The sequence below is a fragment of the Leadbetterella sp. DM7 genome, from assembly GCF_040829825.2.
Lineage (GTDB): Bacteria > Bacteroidota > Bacteroidia > Cytophagales > Spirosomataceae > Leadbetterella.
The window spans coordinates 139,592-156,216 of sequence record NZ_JBFOLH020000001.1; the positions used below are offsets into that span (position 1 = coordinate 139,592).

The 16,625-nt window shown below is 48.9% G+C and carries 14 protein-coding genes and 1 tRNA gene; 11 read left to right on the forward strand and 4 right to left on the reverse strand.

Annotated features, from left to right (window positions below; genetic code table 11):
- Positions 1-75: 75 nt before the first annotated feature.
- A complete protein-coding gene (locus AB2U10_RS00585; protein WP_367914339.1) occupies positions 76-708 on the reverse strand; it encodes a histidine phosphatase family protein in 633 nt (210 codons plus the stop codon).
- Positions 709-757: 49 nt separating this feature from the next.
- Between AB2U10_RS00585 and AB2U10_RS00590 the strand changes: the two genes are divergently transcribed.
- The 3 genes from AB2U10_RS00590 to pafA all read left to right on the forward strand — a co-directional run bounded on the left by AB2U10_RS00590 (position 758) and on the right by pafA (position 3,789).
- The gene (locus tag AB2U10_RS00590) at positions 758-1,171 is read left to right on the forward strand and encodes a hotdog fold thioesterase (protein WP_367914338.1); all 414 of its coding nucleotides are present in this window, start codon (positions 758-760) and stop codon (positions 1,169-1,171) included.
- Between the two features lie 5 nt (positions 1,172-1,176).
- A complete protein-coding gene (locus AB2U10_RS00595) occupies positions 1,177-2,091 on the forward strand; it encodes a patatin-like phospholipase family protein (RefSeq protein ID WP_367914337.1) in 915 nt (304 codons plus the stop codon).
- An 81-nt stretch (positions 2,092-2,172) separates the two neighbouring features.
- A complete protein-coding gene (gene pafA / locus AB2U10_RS00600) occupies positions 2,173-3,789 on the forward strand; it encodes an alkaline phosphatase PafA (protein ID WP_367914336.1) in 1,617 nt (538 codons plus the stop codon).
- A 224-nt stretch (positions 3,790-4,013) separates the two neighbouring features.
- Here the strand turns inward: pafA and AB2U10_RS00605 are convergent.
- Positions 4,014-4,084, reverse strand: a tRNA-Gln gene (locus AB2U10_RS00605).
- A gap of 267 nt (positions 4,085-4,351) precedes the next feature.
- Here AB2U10_RS00605 and udk point away from each other — a divergent pair.
- Positions 4,352-4,978: a uridine kinase gene (gene udk / locus AB2U10_RS00610; protein ID WP_367914335.1), complete on the forward strand. Its 627-nt coding sequence runs from the start codon at positions 4,352-4,354 to the stop codon at positions 4,976-4,978.
- Here the strand turns inward: udk and AB2U10_RS00615 are convergent.
- Positions 4,975-7,587, reverse strand: coding sequence for a DUF5686 and carboxypeptidase regulatory-like domain-containing protein (locus AB2U10_RS00615; RefSeq protein WP_367914334.1), 2,613 nt, complete (start codon positions 7,585-7,587; stop codon positions 4,975-4,977). The genes udk and AB2U10_RS00615 overlap by 4 nt on opposite strands.
- Before the next feature lie 157 nt (positions 7,588-7,744).
- Here AB2U10_RS00615 and AB2U10_RS00620 point away from each other — a divergent pair, with 157 nt between their 5' ends.
- The 3 genes from AB2U10_RS00620 to AB2U10_RS00630 all read left to right on the forward strand — a co-directional run bounded on the left by AB2U10_RS00620 (position 7,745) and on the right by AB2U10_RS00630 (position 11,106).
- Complete coding sequence (locus AB2U10_RS00620; RefSeq protein WP_367914333.1) at positions 7,745-9,139, forward strand: S41 family peptidase; 1,395 nt, start codon at positions 7,745-7,747, stop codon at positions 9,137-9,139.
- Positions 9,140-9,237: 98 nt separating this feature from the next.
- Entirely contained in the window at positions 9,238-9,792 is a 555-nt protein-coding gene (locus AB2U10_RS00625) for an OmpH/Skp family outer membrane protein (protein WP_367914332.1), read from the forward strand.
- 159 nt (positions 9,793-9,951) lie between these two features.
- The gene (locus AB2U10_RS00630; RefSeq protein WP_367914331.1) at positions 9,952-11,106 is read left to right on the forward strand and encodes a sialidase family protein; all 1,155 of its coding nucleotides are present in this window, start codon (positions 9,952-9,954) and stop codon (positions 11,104-11,106) included.
- Between the two features lie 123 nt (positions 11,107-11,229).
- Here the strand turns inward: AB2U10_RS00630 and AB2U10_RS00635 are convergent, their stop codons facing one another.
- Complete coding sequence (locus tag AB2U10_RS00635; protein ID WP_367914330.1) at positions 11,230-11,766, reverse strand: LOG family protein; 537 nt, start codon at positions 11,764-11,766, stop codon at positions 11,230-11,232.
- Between the two features lie 244 nt (positions 11,767-12,010).
- Here AB2U10_RS00635 and AB2U10_RS00640 point away from each other — a divergent pair, with 244 nt between their 5' ends.
- The 4 genes from AB2U10_RS00640 to AB2U10_RS00655 all read left to right on the forward strand — a co-directional run bounded on the left by AB2U10_RS00640 (position 12,011) and on the right by AB2U10_RS00655 (position 16,575).
- On the forward strand, positions 12,011-13,075 hold the full coding sequence (locus AB2U10_RS00640) for an SGNH/GDSL hydrolase family protein (RefSeq protein WP_367914329.1): 1,065 nt from the start codon (positions 12,011-12,013) through the stop codon (positions 13,073-13,075).
- Between the two features lies 1 nt (position 13,076).
- Entirely contained in the window at positions 13,077-13,505 is a 429-nt protein-coding gene (locus AB2U10_RS00645) for an NUDIX hydrolase (protein WP_367914328.1), read from the forward strand.
- Between the two features lie 66 nt (positions 13,506-13,571).
- Positions 13,572-14,420 carry a helix-turn-helix domain-containing protein gene (locus AB2U10_RS00650; protein WP_367914327.1) on the forward strand — a complete coding sequence of 283 codons (849 nt, stop codon included), beginning with the start codon at positions 13,572-13,574 and terminating at the stop codon, positions 14,418-14,420.
- Positions 14,421-14,553: 133 nt separating this feature from the next.
- A complete protein-coding gene (locus AB2U10_RS00655; protein ID WP_367914326.1) occupies positions 14,554-16,575 on the forward strand; it encodes a tetratricopeptide repeat-containing sensor histidine kinase in 2,022 nt (673 codons plus the stop codon).
- The last annotated feature ends 50 nt before the right edge of the window (positions 16,576-16,625 follow it).

Here is a 16,625-nt window from a genome sequence, read left to right on the forward strand (position 1 = left end):
CTTAAAATTAGCAGGTTACAGCATGCGTTGCACCAAAAGTATGATTACCGGGCTTAAGCCGCTTACGAACGGCATTTAATTCATATACTCCCGGATATGGCTGGTGTCATTGCTCAGCTTTACCTCAAACTGCTGCCGGTGATAGTCGTATTCCAGGATATACAAACAGGTATTCGAATGCTCAAAACGGTCCATATCCCGCAACGGAAAATCGAGCAGCCTGCTCAACAGGATCCGCATGGCCCGTCCGTGCATGGTAACCAGGATCAGCTCTTCTTCTTTCCTCGACAAAATCTGCTCTATAACCTGCATTTGCCGGTGTGCCACCTGCTCGGGGCTCTCTCCGCCGTCCAGGGCCTCATGGGTTTCTCCTTCCTGCCATTTTTCCAGCAGGGTTTTAAACAGCTCATACCCGTTTTCTTCCAGTGTCAGCCCTTCCAGCTTTCCCCAGCTTATCTCATCCAGGCCTTCGTGGGGCTCCCAGGGAATGCCCGCCTCGATAAACCCCTGCGACGTCTGGTGGGTTCTCTTCAGCGAAGAAACGTACACTTTCTGAAACGGAACATGCTTATACTTTTCATAGAACGCCCGGGCCTGTTGCTGACCGGTCTCATTCAGGTCCGCATCTATCCCCCGCCCCTGTACAGCACCCTTTTTATTATACGCTGTCTCTCCATGCCGGATCAAATAGATGATTTTTTTTGCCATATAGTCTGCACTTTTTCATTAAGTTTGGCAAAAATACGATTTAAAATACATGTTTAAGAACAATATCGACCTGGATGTTTTTATTCAGATGAGTAAAAATACCCTGGGCGATCACCTCGGTATAGAATTCATAGAGAAAGGAGACGATTACCTGGTAGCCCGGATGCCGGTTGATCACCGTACCAAACAGCCTTTCGGTCTTCTTCACGGCGGCGCTTCCGTAGCCCTGGCAGAAACCCTGGGCAGCATTGCATCTGTTCTCTGCCTCGATGATCCGGCGAAAGAAAAGGCCGTTGGCCTTGAAATCAATGCCAATCACGTCCGGTCAGTCACCGAAGGGTGGGTATACGGAAAAGTTTCGCCTATTCACATCGGCAGAAGAACGCACCTCTGGGATATAAAAATAACAAACGAAGAAGGCAAGCTGGTCTGCATCAGCCGGCTTACCGTAGCTATAGTCTGATATATATGAAAGCATTGGTACTGGGCGGAGGTTCTCTCAAAGGGGCCTGGCAGGTAGGCGCCATACAGGCGGTTCTGGACCGGGGGTTCGCTCCCGAAATGATCTACGGTATTTCAGCAGGGGCCCTTAACGCCTCCTTTCTCGTAGCCGAGGCCGGAAGGCAAAACAGGAAATACGGGTATGTAGACTGGAATTCCGTTAACAAAAAGCTGATCAGCTTCTGGCTGAAAAATATCACCCGACCCGAAGATGTGGGCATCGTGAAGTCGTACTGGAGCCTCGGCGTCGATACCATGCTCAGCCGCTTCGACGGCCTGCTGGATGTTAACCCCCTGCATGAAAAGGTAAAAAAATACGTTTCACAGGAAGAGCTTCAGAAAAGCCCGGTAAAAATTAAGGTGGGCGCCGTAAACATTCATACGGGAAACATGAAATATGCATCGCCTTTCGAGGATCACTTCATGGAGTACCTGCGGGCAAGCAGCTCTATTCCTATCATGATGCCCTCGGTTCAGATCGGAGATGACCACCTGGAAATCTACGTGGACGGCGGTATACGGGAGGTAGTGCCCATCCGGAAAGCCATAGAAGACGGTGCCACCGAAATTTATGCCATTGCTACTCACCCCAAGCATCGCAACATGGAGCCCATCAATCATCGCAGCCTCCTGAACCTGCTGGAAAGGATCAAAGACATTTCGGTAAGCCAGCTGGAAAACAACGACATCGACTGGGCCGAAAGCTACAACGAGAACCTGATGTCGATCTACGGCTTTACCCTGAATAAAAAGATAAAGCTGACCATTATCCGGCCCGATGAAAGCGTAGGCATCAAGCTCACCAGCTTTAACCTTGACGACATCAAAAACTCGATCAAAAGCGGTTTTGTCAAGGCCGAGGAAGTGCTGAGCACCGAATGATACCCGAAAAAAGGGAGTTAATTCCGGCCCGGGCAAGGATTCTAAACGGAAAAAACTAAATTTGTCCAAAAATACTATTCAATGAAAAGACTTATTATACTGATTTCTCTGCTTGGCGGGCTTTCTCCTGCCTTTGCACAGAAAAGCAGCACAGCACCGGCGAAACCCAAGCTGGTAGTAGGCATTATTGTAGACCAGATGCGGGACGAATACCTCCATCGCTTCAACAGCAAATTCTCTTCCGGCGGATTCAAACGCATGATGGGCGAAGGTTTCACCTGTCGGAATAACCAGTATCATTACGCCTCTACCGTAACGGGCCCCGGTCATGCCCATGTGTTTACAGGCTCATCTCCTGCCATTTCAGGAATTGTGGGTAACGACTGGTACGAGAAGCCTATCGGAAAAAAAATGTATGTAGCCGCCGACTCTACCGTTAGCCTGGTAGGCGAAGGCAAAGCTTCAGCCGGGAAGATGTCGCCCCGGAACCTCAAGGTAACCACCATTACCGACCAGCTCCGGGTGGCTACCCAGTTCCGCTCCAAAGTGATCGGTGTAGCCTTCAAAGACCGGGGAGCCATTATGCCGGCCGGCCACACCGGGCAAGCCTACTGGTTTGACGGCAGCAGCGGCAACTGGATCACCAGCACCTATTACCGGAACGACCTGCCGCAATGGGTAAAAGACTTCAACACCAGGAAATTGCCGGCCGAATATATCGCACAGAAATGGGATTACCTGTTCCCTGATTACGACTACCCGGAATCAGAAGCCGACGATCAGCCTTACGAAGCCCCTCTTTCAGGAGAAAAATCGGCGGTATTCCCCCATACTGTAAGCATGGAGAGCTTTACCACCTCCTACTATTCCAGCAGGCTTACCCGCGAATTCGCTATGGCAGCCATTGAAAACGAGAACCTGGGCAGCGGACCGGTAACCGATTTCCTGACCATCAGCTTCTCGGGCCCTGACTACGCCGGGCACGCCTTCGGTCCCCAGTCAAAAGAAGTACAGGACGTATACCTCCGGCTGGACCGGGAGATAGAGCAGCTGCTGAACTATCTCGACAAAAAGCTGGGCAAGGGTACCTATACGGTATTCCTGTCGGCTGACCACGCGGTGGCCAATGTTCCTGCCTTTAACATGAAAAACAATATCCCGTCAGGCGTATTTGTAGGAAAAGAATTGCAGCGTATGGCTCAGCAGGTATTGGAAGAACGCTACGGTGATTCAAAAATCATTGTGTCGTACGACAACTACCAGCTTTACCTGAACACCGACCTGCTGGCCAAGAAAAACCTGAGCATTGACGAAGTAACGGAAACGCTCAGAAGCAAGCTTTCGCAAAAAGAAGGGATTTATACCGTCATTAACCTGGCTGACGGTAAAGTGAGCAGCCTTCCTGAGTATTACCAGAAGAAGATCACCAACCTGTATAACCCGAAGCGAAGCGGGGAGATCATGATCCTGCCGGAACCGGCCTGGTTTGAAGGCGGTCTGAAAGGCACTACCCACGGCACAATGTACCGGTACGATACCCACGTGCCGCTGCTGTTCTTTGGCTGGGGCATTAACCACGGCGAAACCGTACGGCCCACTTTTGTATGCGACATTGCCCCTACCGTGGCCATGCTGCTGAAAATCCTGGAGCCGAACGGCGCTATCGGAGATCCTATCCAGGAAGTGCTGAAAAAGTAAATAACCGGAACCCGGGGAAGGGTGTCTGAAAAGTACGGCTCACCACCATTGCCGGCCTGCTTTTCAGGCACTTTTTTTTGTGATCAGAAGCTATGATCCCGCCCGTCTTGCAACGGATATGGAACCCCATTCAAAATAAGAGCGTAAAGCCGGAACCACGCAGAGACGATGGGCAGTGCGGAGATATAAAAGAAAAAAGCCGCTCAAATGAGCGGCTTTTCCAGTTGGCCGACCAGGGCTCGAACCTGGAATAAAGGCACCAAAAACCTCTGTGTTACCATTACACCATCAGCCATTCCTGTAATGTGGATGCAAAATTATGCGCTATTTTTATATCCTCCAAACACTTTTCAAAAAAAAATAACTTTAAATTTTTCATGCGCCTGAAAGTTTTTGTTTTACAAAACTTTACGGCAAAAACTTTCCCTGCGGATTTGGGTCATGCCCGATTCATTTCTTAATTTTGTGCGAAAAAAGGCTCCTTTATGAAATTCGGTGCAATGGTTTTTCCGGATCTTACCGTGAACAGCATATCGTATTTACTATTTAACGGGATATAAAGATGACAACACCGTATATCATAGGAATTACAGGCGGAAGCGCATCAGGCAAGACTTTTTTTTTGAACAGTCTCCTGAAACATTTCAGGGATGAAGAAATTTGCCTCATCTCCCAGGACAATTACTACAAAGAAAAAAGGCATGTACCCAAAGATACCAACGGTGTCTTTAATTTCGACCTGCCTGAATCGATCGATTTCGGACAATTTGCCACTCATATTCACCAGCTGAAAAACGGGGAAACCGTTACCATGAATGAATATACGTTCGAATGTGATTTTGAACCCAAAATCATTACCTTACGGCCTGCTCCCATTATCGTGGTAGAAGGGATCTTTGCCTTCCATGACCCGGTGATCTCTGCCATGCTTGACCTGAAAATCTTTATTGATGCGGTAGAGCACGTGAAGATCAGGAGGCGGATCATCCGCGACACCAATGAAAGGCAGTACGATATCGACTCCATTCTTTACCGTTGGGAGAACCATGTGGCTCCCACCTACGAGCGCTTTATCAGGCCAACCAAGCAGGATGCCGATATTATCATCAACAACAACCACGATTTCGAAAACGGCCTGAAGCTGCTTTCCGTATTTCTCAAAAGCAGGCTTGAAAAAGAATACGTTTAGAACGTTATACCGACCTGCCAGCCCCAGCGCTGCTTTTCTCCTTTTTCAAAGGCAGTGATCACCTCAAACCTCAGCAGCTTGAAGATGCCGTCAATGCCGTAACCGACCTCCAGGTAATTTTTCTTTGCCGGTGTTTTCAGGTAATTGAAAAACAGGTCTTCTTTTAAGCCGGTGAACCGGGCCACGGGAATCTGCGTAACCAGCAGCTTCCGGAATTCATTAATGGCATGCAGCTTCACATAAGCGCCCTTTGTGGAATACCGGTAGTAGTGGTCCGGGCTGATCTGTACAGGCAGGTTGGTATTCAGCAAACGGTAGAAAGAATAGGTGCCGGTGGCTGTTTCCGAAATCTTAACACTGTTGACATGCTTCATGTCCATCAGGTACAGCTGCGAAGCATTCAGGAATGTACCGGTTTCGGCATAATATTTCAATTTCACTGTTGGCCCGCTGCTGATCGAATGGTCCAGCCCGAAGCTCAGGAAGTCATAATTCACATCGTTCATTCCCCGGGTATAATTCAGGATAAACGTGGGCCAGTTGCTGCCGGCATACGACTTCCTGCCGTTCCTGATCCGGTACCTTGCCCCCGGCCGGTACTGCAGAACGTTAGACCATACAACGGCATTATGCGGGTCAAACCGGGTGTCGTCCAGCTCTTCGTTAGCGGGAGAGTTGGAAGAAGGCTCCCGTTTCCCGATAGCCAGCGGAAGCCGCGACAGGTTTTCGAGGGCGCTGCGGTGGGCAAATTCCACTTTTGTGGCGGCCCTGAAAATATTTTCCCTGGTATAGCTGTAGCCCAGGTACCCGCCTTCTTTCATGTACAGCTGCATCAGGTTGATCTTAAAGAGGTTGACCACGCTGTTGGCATACGCCGGAATGGCCTGCGCAGAATCAAAAGTCTGGGTAAAGCTGCCGCCGCCCGCCATCAGCGTATGGCCGTTCTTCCGGAGATTAAGGTCGGAGGCCGCCATCACCCGGTTCATCCCTGAGGCGTACCGGATCCGGTTATCCAGGTTATAGCTCCACCGGTCTTTCCGGTATCTCCGGGTACTGAAGTTCAGCCGGGTTTGCGCAAATATCCCTTCTACTATATTGTAATTGATTCCTGTGAATGGTAGCAGCGGTGAAGTATAGCTGAACGTCGTTTTTTTGCCGATACGCATATCATTGCCAATGAACACCTCCCGCCACAGCGTATTTTTCGCCTTACCGGAGGCTACTTTCCGGGTACTGTCTTTTTCTATTTTCTGAACTACCCGGATGCTGTCGCCTACCTGGTATCCTTTCTTTTCTTCCAGGGTAAGCGGTATGGAACGAACAGACTCCCAGTATTCTGCCGAACGCTTTAACGCCATTGAATCGGTCGATACCGAATCAATGGTCACCGTACTCCGTTCCTCTTTCTTCTGAGTTGCCTTTTCTTCTTTTTCCATTTGCCGCGCCAGGCGGTTCAGCTCTCTCAGGGTGAGCTCTTTCTGTGACAGGGAAACCTCTTTCCGGGGCTTTACCTGGGGCGCATCTTTGCTGTCGAGGACTTTCACTTCGGCCACGTATTTCTCGTTGATCTGAAGCGTCTTGTATTTCGGGCTGATCTGCATTTTGGCATCGAAATCAAAGCCAAAGGGCTTTCCGCCAAAATCGATCACCTGGCTCACCGGCACCCACACCTCCCGGAGCGGGCTGTACAATTGCTTCAGCCGGATGGTGAATCCCTGGTTAACGGTTTCTGCATCGATGCTGTGAATGCACCAGAGGTCATCAATGATATAGATGGTTCCCCGGCAAACCCCCGGGCCGTAGCTTCTAGGGATAATCTTTATTTTATTCACTATACGCCCCCGGTCTTCAAAAAAGCCCAGGTACTCAAAGCGGTAATACGAAAACGCTTTGGGCGACAGGGGTGACACCAGGTCAAGATCGCGGGGCATATCGTAAAAATTAACCAGGTAATACGCCCCTGAAATATCTATCTCATCAAAGCTCAGCTTTTTGGCCAGCACCCGGGTAACCCGTTTGTTGGGCTGGGTGAATTTCAGGTTAATAAGCGCCTCAGACACAAAGGGCACCCCTATTTTAATGTTGTTCTTTTCAAGCTGTTTCCGGAAAATCAGGGGTACCTTATTGATCAGCAAAGTATTTTTGACATATATATCGGCATCATAATGCTCTACCTGCTTATCGTGGATCCGGCTTTTGGCTATGGCCTTCCGCATGATGGAATAAGCCGGGTCTTCATTGCTCTTCCCTATCTTTACCTCCCCCAGCCGGATAGACTGCTCCTGCATGGTAATGCGGAGAAACACCTCCTTATCGCCCACCTCGGCTTTCTCTATCACCGTCTTGTAGCCCAGAAACTGGAATACCAGCTCATAGGTCTTTCCTCCCGGGAGATCCAGCGAAAACTCTCCCTGCTCATTGGCCATGGTACCGATAGTTTCGCCCCTGACCACCACCGAAGCAAAGCTCATAGGCTGGCCGGAGGTATCCAGGATCACGCCTTTTACCCGGGCCGCCCATACGGGCAGCGAGCCGGCAAAGAGCAGCGCCAGCACAAAGAGAAAACGTATATTTTTTAAAGGAAGAGTGTATTCGATAAGTTTTTTCATTCAGATTAAGAGGCAGATTAAGACAAATTTCCGGTGTTTTTTCTAATTATCGTTCTTTTCAATCGTTTATAATATATAACGCATGCACGGCCAATCTATTTCCGGTATACTTTTTGAGACAATATTATAGTAAATTTGTCTCCCCAATTTTAATACCATGCCAGAAGCTTCTAAAACCATAACGCTCATTTTATGGATCGCACTTTGTTTTCTCCAGTCGTGTAACCACCGGGGTGTAGAGCCCGATGGCCCGGATACCGGCAATCCGTCAGGTACTGATTCGACAAAAACGCCGGTCAGGCCCGAATTTTACGACGAAAATACATGGATATACGGGCAAATGACCATGAATTATTTATGGGCGGGCGATATGCCGGATGAAGAGGCCACCAATAAAGCCCTGGAACCCCTGGAATATTTCTATAGCCTCATCAATAAACAAAAAGACCGTTACTCGTATGCGGCAGACAATTACGCGGAAATTGCCGATTACTGGAACGGCCAGCTGGAATCGTTCGGGTTCCGCTACAAGCAACTGACCGACGGCTCCGGCTACAAGATAGCCGTTTCACTGGTTTTAAAAGGAAGCCCGGCCGAGGAAGCCGGCTTAAGCCGGGGCGATCTGATCACCGCCATAGACGGAGATACCCCGGACATGGACAATACCGGAACCTTACTCCAAAAGCAATCAGCCGTTTTTACCGTGGTCACGCCCGAAGATTCGGTTAAAACCCTGCGTATTTCCAAGAAGAAATTCCAGGTCAATCCCCTCCAATTCTTTAAAATTATTGAATGGGAAGGCAAAAAGATAGGCTACCTGGTGTATACCCAGTTTCTTTTCGACTATGAAACAGAAACCCGCCGGATCTTTCAGTATTTTAAAGACAACCGGATAGATGAAATGGTTTTCGACCTCCGGTTCAATCCCGGAGGCGTAACGCCCAATGCCGAGGTTATGGCTTCCTTACTGGCCCCTGACCTGGGCATTACGGTAGAGCTGTTTCACGGCAGCCTGAACGATTACCTTACCCGTCAGAAGCTGCAAAACGGGGAAAGTGCGGTAGGACAACGCTATTTTACCGACGAAACCGCCAATCTTTCCCACCTGAGCCGGGTTTTCGTACTTACGTCCAAATCATCGGCTTCTTCTTCCGAGCTGGTCATCAACTGCCTTCGCCCCTACCGCCAGGTAATAACCGTAGGCGGAAATACGTATGGGAAAAACGTGGTGTCAACCATTATTACCGACGAAACCGGCAGGTACCCCTATACGCTTATGCCGGCATGGGGCACCATTATCAATGCCAATAACGAGTCTTCGTACGGAAATAAAACAGGTATCCCCGCCGATTACCCGGTAGAAGAAAATATTTTACCCTACCGGCCGCTCGGTGATCCTTCTGAAACCCTGCTGAGTTCGGCATTGAGCATCATTTCAGGCAGCACGCCGGAAGATAAAACCCGGAAAACGAATAAAGTAAATCTTATTGACGGGTTCCATCATTTTGATACCGGTACGGGCTTTTTAGGCAACAAAAGATACAATCCCTGAGCAAACCGGCCGCTGTCTTTTGTTGTTATGCAATTTTTCACTGATCCTGCTGTTAATATACCAGCTAATAGCTATTTTTGAGCGTCATTTACGATCACATGAAAAAAACCATTTGGACTGTCTTCCTTGTAGTATGGGTTACCGGTGCTTTTGCACAGGCAAAAAAAACGAGTACCGGCTATATTTTTGAGGATTATATTTTTGAGAACTATAACGGCGTAAAGAAGCTGAACGAAGACTTGCAGAAAAAGCAGGAGGCGTTCCAGACCGAATTCAACAAGATAGCCCTCGAGTACCAGGAAGCCAACCTGAAATACCAGGAAAGCATGAAAGACATCGCTTCTGAAACCAGCGAGTCGATTAACGCCAAGCTAAAAAAGGTGCAGGAGCTGCGGCAGTCGGCCGAAGATTTCCAGAAAGAATCGGAGAAAAAGCTCCAGGAGTTCATGGGCGTAAACATCATACGGGTCAAAGAAGAGATCAGGACGGCCACCCAAAAGGTTTCGCAGCAGAAAGGCATCACCTATATCTTTACCCGGAATAAGGCCGATAATGCCATGAACCGGTATCGCTTCGTACTTTTTGCCGATGACACCAAAACCATGAATGTCTCTGATGAGGTTCTGAAGATTCTGAATGCCCAGGTGAAGTAGCTTTGGGGACGCTTTTATTTTTCTGTATTTTTCGTAATGGGTTATTACGCAGGCCGTTTCTTTGCGGTTTCGTTTTGGCGTGTTGAGCCAGTTCTTTCTTCTGCCTTATCTGCCCGGCCGGAAATACCTGTTTCTTTCCGTGTACAGATACCATAAACGATGAAAAAACTCCTTTTGACCCTTTCGGCAGTGGCATATGCTTTTTTTACATATGCCCGGGATGTACCCGTTTTCAAATCCGGCGAAGACGGTTACGCCAGCTACCGGATCCCGGCCATTATCCAAAGCAAGAGTGAGCTGATCGCTTTCAGCGAGGGCCGGGTAGACCATGCGGGCGACTTCGGCAACGTGGATATTGTTTATAAGATCAGTAAGGACGGAGGCAAAACCTGGGGGCCTCTGAAAGTGGCGGCCGATTATGACAGGCTCCAGGCGGGTAATGCGGCCCCGGTGGTGGATCTGCTGGATCCCCAATATCCGAAAGGCCGCATTTTTCTTTTCTATAATACCGGGAACGACCATGAAGGAGAAGTGAGAAAAGGGAAGGGCCTGCGGGAGCTCTGGTATATTACATCTACTGACGGGGCCATGACCTGGTCGGAGCCCGTGAATATCACTACCCAGGCCCACCGGCCCAGGCAGCCGCAGATCAGCCCGGATTATAATTTTAAAGAAGACTGGCGAACCTACGCCAACACTCCCGGCCATGCGTTTCAGTTTGTTTCCGGACCGAATAAAGGACGGATTTACATTGCAGCCAACCACAATGCGGGTAACCCTCAGCCGGGGAATAAGGATTGGAATGCCCATGCCTATTATTCGGATGATCACGGAAAGACGTTTAAGCTAAGTAAAAATGTTCCTTTCCCGGGAACCAACGAGTCGATGGCCGCCCAAACCGGGAAAAACAGCGTGTATATGAGCTCGCGGAACCAGCAGCTTACGCCCCGACAGCGGGTAATCTCGTTGTCGCACGACGGCGGTCAGACCTGGGTGTCTTCAGCGCCGGATCCTAACCTTCCTGACCCGGTTAACCAGGCTTCTGTGCTCTCCTGGAAGAAAGGAAAGCGCTTTGTATTGGCGCATCTGAATGCTGCTGACGAAAAACAGCGGAATAACCTCACGCTGCGCCTTTCTGCAGACGGCGGGAAAACATGGTATTCTAACCGGCTGATCGCTACAGCCCCCGCAGGGTATAAAGGGGCCTGGTCGGCTTATTCAGATATGGTTTTGATAAAAAAGAATACCCTGGGTATCCTGTATGAAAAGGATAATTACGGGGAGATCGTTTTCCTGGCGCAGAAAGTAAAATAGCAGGCATTGCAGAAGGTGTCTGAAAAGTGCACGGTTCGGTATTTTCACCCGATTAAGCCTTTTCGGACAGCCTCTGCTTTTCATTTTAGCTATCCGCTTCAGCCGGTCTGGCAGATTCCCCCGTCATTGAAGAAGCATTTGCATCAGCTCTTCCGGGGTAGCGGCTATCCACAGTTTCTCGCGGTTTTCCTTCAGGAGGAAGCCTTCTTCGGTCATTTTATCCAGCTGGACGATCAGCGGATCATAGAATCCGCCGGTATTTAAGATGATGACCGGCTTATGGTGAAAGCCCAGCTGGGCGTTGGTAAGCGATTCAAAGAGCTCGTCCATGCTGCCGTAGCCGCCGGGAAGGGTGATGATGACGTCAGCCAGCTCTTCCATAAGGGTTTTTCTTTCCTGCATGCTTTTCACCACTCGGAGCTCTGTGCAGCGGCTGTTAGCGATCTCCCGGTCTATCAGCCGTTGCGGCATTACCCCCAGCACCTCTCCGCCGTGGTCAAGCATGGCGTTCGATAAGATGCCCATGAGACCCACATTGCCCCCTCCGAAAAGCAGGCGATATTTTTTTTCGGCCAGCAGTTCGCCCAGGCGGGCCGCTGCGTGAGCGTATGTATCAGAATTTCCTGAGCGGGAACCGCAGTAGACGAGAACGGATTTCATATTCTTTTAAGGCAGGGCGATTAAATTTTGCCAAAGTTAAGTTACCGTAAGCAGGATATCAACGTATATTTATCAGCTTTTTGAAACAGCCCAGGCTTTTATGTCCTATGAAATAGCCATGAGCAGTCAGCTATCAGAAGTCGGGCACACCGGGTGACGTATCACCAACCGGCCTATGAATAAGCGGTCCGCCGCTGCGGCTGACTGCTGATAGCTGAAGACTGAAAGCTAAAAATTTATACATATGAAAAACCTTATTTTTCTCCTCTTTTTGTCCGTTACTGCGTATGCCCAAACCACCGGATACAAAAGCTGGAATCCTGCAGCAGGAGATATTTATGCGCTGGAAGGCCAGGGCTGGAAAAATGTCGAATCTTTTTTTGACCGGCTGCCGGTACCTGCGAAACAAACGGTAAGGAAAGAAGTGTGGGCGCTATCGAAAAACAGCGCCGGCATGCAATTGCATTTTGTGACCAATGCCCGGGAAGTGCGGATAAAATACGGTGTAGCCGGCTCTCACGAGATGCGACATATGCCTGCCACCGGCGTAAGCGGCGTTGACCTGTACTTCAGCGGAGAAAATAACCGGATGCAAAGGTTACGCCCGGTCTATTCCTTTGGCGATACCGTTCAATACCTGTATTCCCACCTGGAAACCGCTGAACGCTATCAGTATACCCTCTACCTGCCTTTGTACAATTCGGTCAACTGGATGGAGATTTCAGTACCGGAAGACAGTTATTTTGAACCGCTTCCCATCAGGTCAAAGCCTATTGTAGTATACGGAACGTCTATCGCCCAGGGCGGGTGTGCGTCGCGTCCGGGCTTAGGCTGGACCAATATCCTGAGCCGTATGACGAATAAGCCGCTGATCAACCTGGCTTTTTCGGGTAACGGTAAAATGGAGCCGGAACTGGTTGATCTGCTGGCGGAACTGGATGCATCCCTGTTCATTATCGACTGTCTCCCTAATCTTACGGGAGAGGCTGACCTTTCAACGAAAATAAACTATGTGGTCAATACGCTGCAACGCCAAAGACCCGGAGTACCCGTTTTGTTTGCCGATCATTGCGGTATGCCTGTTGCGAATGACAACGGGGGTAATGAAAAAATTATGATGCTGAACAGGCAGCAGAAAAGTATTGTGGATTCTCTGATACAGAAAGGAAAGAAGAATCTCTACTACCTTACTCAAAATGAGATCGGGCTCACCGAAAATGATATAGTGGATTATGTGCACCCCAACGACATCGGGATGATGCGTTATGCGGAAGCCTATTACAGGAGAATAAAAGAGATCACGGAATAAAATGAAGATGTACGATCAGCTGAAACAAAAAACGGTACAGACCGCCGGACTGGTGGTGGTCAGAGACAACAAGCTGCTGCTGGCCTACAGCAACAATAAAAAGGCCTGGTACCTCCCGGGAGGAAAGGTAGATGCCGGTGAGACTTCCCTGCAATCGCTGCAAAGAGAGATTTGGGAGGAGCTCACCCTCAGGATTAAAACGGAAGAGCTGAAATATTATTGTCATATTACGGCACCCGCCTACGGGGAAAACGCCCTCATTATGGAGCAGGACTGTTACCTGTATGAACTGGATGAAGAGATTACACCCCGCAATGAGATCGGCGCAGTCAGGTTTTTTGATAGTGAAAGCTATGCAAAAGAGCCGGCACAGGTGGTGGGAGTGCTGGAAATACTTGAAAAACTGAAGGCTGACGGGTTATTTATGTAAAAAGGTTTTCATTCCTGACCTGATTTTACGATATTTAAGCACGCTTGTAAGACGTAAAAGACCGTTATGATTTACAGAGTGTTCCATCCTGCTCCTTATTTACGTGATATCGTAGACCATTACTGGTATTCCAGAATTGATCTGACCGTATCTGTTGTTCAGCACTACCCCACGCCGCTATTACAGGGAATGGCATTTAATTTTCAAAAGAAGCCTGAACAACACAGCTATAATAATAAAACACTGCGGTTAGACCAGCAGGCCTATCTCTTCGGGCAACCTGTCAGCCCCAGGATTATCACAAGCAATGAAAACGGGGTAGATTTACTGGGCGTAAAGTTTAAACCTTTGGGTATCAGCCGGATCACCGGGATTAATATGGAATACATAGCAGATCAGATCATTGCGGCTACAGATATCTGGGGCAATGAGGCGGAGCTGCTTTGCGATGAAATGCAATCGGCCCCCACGCTTGAAAAAACTATTGGAGTCCTGGAAAAATTCCTTATCCGAAAATATCTCGGCACCACCTTACATTACCGGATCAACAGCGTGCAGAAGGCGATTCAGCTGATAAAGAGATCGAAAGGTGCTCTTCCGGTTCAGGATCTTCAGCTGCAGACCAATACCTCCCGGAAAACATTAGAACGTGCATTTATGCATTACCTGGGACTGATGCCCAAGCTGTATTCGGGCATTGTTCGTTTCAATGCGATAAAGCAAATGATGGATCACACACCGGACCTGTCGGTATCCGATATTGCTTTTGGCCTGGAATACTACGACAATTCCCATCTTGCGGCCAGCTTTAAACGCTTTTCGGGTATAACACCAACCGATTATATCGAGACGATCAAAATGGAACGCCTGAAAAATGCACATTTCAGGGAATATGAGGCCACTCCCCCGTCTTAACCCGCCTGAAAAAAACGATTTGTCCCTTTTTTCCTTACCCCTGCAGGGAAGGAAATGTAAATTTGTGATAGTACGTTCTGATAATCAATGAAGGCGGCGGGCTGACGCCTTTCAAACTTTACGGATGGATGCCATGGGCCGGAGATTGCTCCTGTATATTGTATTTCTGTTGATCTGCCGGAACCTTACGGCACAGGTATCCAATAACCTGGACAGCCTTCTGACGGCAGAAAAAACATTGCCTCCCGGCCCGGAAAAAATAAAATTACTTCGCGATATAGGTTTTAATTATTCCCGGAAAGATTCTGAAAAAGCCCTGGATTACCTGAAGCAGGCTATAACGCTGGGCGAGCAGATCAACGAGAACAAATATACCATCAGCAGCTATTCGCAGATCGCGATGCTTTACAACAATTTAGGGGATATCTCCCGTGCAGATTCTTACCTGGATGAAACGCTAAAAAGGGCTAAAAAAGTAAATGAAGATGCCACATGGGCTTCTTACTACCAGGCAGCTACCCTCATCTATAAGAAACGAAAAAAATTAAAGGAAGCTGTTTTGTATGCCCAAAAAGCATTAGAGTATAGCCGGAAAGCCGGCACCGGGAAAGCGAATATTGCCGGTGCCCATCTGAACCTGGCCAATGCCTATACCGATTCTCAACAGTTTGAACTGGCTGTACGTTCCTACTACAATGCTTTGTCGCTTTTTGATGAAGTAAAGAATGAATCGGGGCAGGCGTATTGTTACAATAGCCTGGCCAATGTACAGCGCGAGCTCGGGCTGTACAGGGAGTCGCTGGAAAATACCCGGAAATCTTTAGCGTTAAAAGAAAAAAATAAAGATGAAAAAGGGGTAGCCGCCAGCCGGCAGGTCATAGCGCAAAATTATTACGATTTAAAACAACCGGAAAAAGCGCTGGCCTACCTGGACAAGAGTACGGCTTTTTTCCGGGAGCAGGGTCTCTTTTTTGATATGGTGAACAATTATCACCTGAAAGCACGCATCTACCACCAGATGAAAGATACGCTTAATGCTGCAAAATATTATGACCTGGCCATTGCCGAAGCAGGAAAATTAGATGCCCCTGCATTGGTCAGCACCCTGGAAAAAGAAAAAGCAAGAAAGATCCAGTCTTTCGGTTTTTCCGATAAAAACAAAAACCTGCACGACCTTGCGCTGGCAAAGCAATCAGGAGATACCATGGCCATCATGAATACGCTGAGTTTTCTGGCCACCCTTGATTACCGCGAGGGCCGGTACAAATCGGCTTATGACTACCGGGAAGAATACCTGGCCCTGCATGAAAAAATATACAGCCCGGATATCCTGAAGCAGCTGAAGCAATTGGAATCGCAATACGAGCTGAGGAAAAAAGAAAATGACATCCGGCTCCTGGAAAAAGACAAGCTGCTGGATGCGGCCCGCTTGCATCAGCACAAAATAGCGCTCTACGCTTCTGTTGCGCTTATCCTGCTGACGGTCTTGTCCGGCTACCTGCTCTTTAAGCGCATCCGGACCCTGCAGGCCGACAAGCGAAAGCAGGAGCTGGAAACCATGCGCAACACCATTGCGAGTGACCTGCACGACGACATCGGCTCTACCCTTTCCAGCATACAGATCATCAGTAAGATGGCCATGATGCAATGCAACGGCAATGTGCAGCTCCGGCAATCGGTAGACCGTATAGCCGAGCTTTCGGATAAGGTCTCCGACGGCATCCGGGAGATTGTATGGTCAGTTAACCCCGCCTATGATAAGCTGGGGGCCGTAATTACACAGTGGAGAAAGCTGGCGGCAGACCTGCTGGGAACCAACGGTATTCTTTTTCAATTTACAGAAGAAATAAAAGATCCTGAAGCCGGGCTGACGCCCGAACAGCGGAAAGACCTGCTGATGATCTTCAAGGAAGCCATCAACAATGCCCGCAAATACAGCGGTACCGGGAGGGTAGACATCCATGTAAAACAAAGCGAACAACTGCTTTCTATCCAGATCAAAGACCATGGCTGCGGGTTTGACCAGGAAAAAATAACACCGGGCAACGGCCTCAGGAACATGAAGTACCGGGCAGAGGCCATCAACGGACACCTGGAAATTTATTCGCGGACGGGCAAAGGAACCTTTCTCTCCCTTGAGGTTCCCCTCTCCTGAATTGGGGATGGTCTGGCATGCAGGTTTTACAGATATTTGTACGCATGAAC

Bases quoted from the DNA above. Each gene is read 5' to 3' on its own strand.
- AB2U10_RS00640 (WP_367914329.1), top strand. From the start codon at position 12,011: ATGAAAAACCTTATTTTTCTCCTCTTTTTGTCCGTTACTGCGTATGCC.
- AB2U10_RS00585 (WP_367914339.1), bottom strand. From the start codon at position 708: ATGGCAAAAAAAATCATCTATTTGATCCGGCATGGAGAGACAGCGTAT.
- AB2U10_RS00590 (WP_367914338.1), top strand. From the start codon at position 758: ATGTTTAAGAACAATATCGACCTGGATGTTTTTATTCAGATGAGTAAA.
- AB2U10_RS00635 (WP_367914330.1), bottom strand. From the start codon at position 11,766: ATGAAATCCGTTCTCGTCTACTGCGGTTCCCGCTCAGGAAATTCTGAT.
- AB2U10_RS00645 (WP_367914328.1), top strand. From the start codon at position 13,077: ATGAAGATGTACGATCAGCTGAAACAAAAAACGGTACAGACCGCCGGA.
- AB2U10_RS00625 (WP_367914332.1), top strand. From the start codon at position 9,238: ATGAAAAAAACCATTTGGACTGTCTTCCTTGTAGTATGGGTTACCGGT.
- AB2U10_RS00630 (WP_367914331.1), top strand. From the start codon at position 9,952: ATGAAAAAACTCCTTTTGACCCTTTCGGCAGTGGCATATGCTTTTTTT.
- AB2U10_RS00655 (WP_367914326.1), top strand. From the start codon at position 14,554: ATGGGCCGGAGATTGCTCCTGTATATTGTATTTCTGTTGATCTGCCGG.
- AB2U10_RS00620 (WP_367914333.1), top strand. From the start codon at position 7,745: ATGCCAGAAGCTTCTAAAACCATAACGCTCATTTTATGGATCGCACTT.
- AB2U10_RS00615 (WP_367914334.1), bottom strand. From the start codon at position 7,587: ATGAAAAAACTTATCGAATACACTCTTCCTTTAAAAAATATACGTTTT.
- AB2U10_RS00650 (WP_367914327.1), top strand. From the start codon at position 13,572: ATGATTTACAGAGTGTTCCATCCTGCTCCTTATTTACGTGATATCGTA.
- pafA (WP_367914336.1), top strand. From the start codon at position 2,173: ATGAAAAGACTTATTATACTGATTTCTCTGCTTGGCGGGCTTTCTCCT.
- AB2U10_RS00595 (WP_367914337.1), top strand. From the start codon at position 1,177: ATGAAAGCATTGGTACTGGGCGGAGGTTCTCTCAAAGGGGCCTGGCAG.
- udk (WP_367914335.1), top strand. From the start codon at position 4,352: ATGACAACACCGTATATCATAGGAATTACAGGCGGAAGCGCATCAGGC.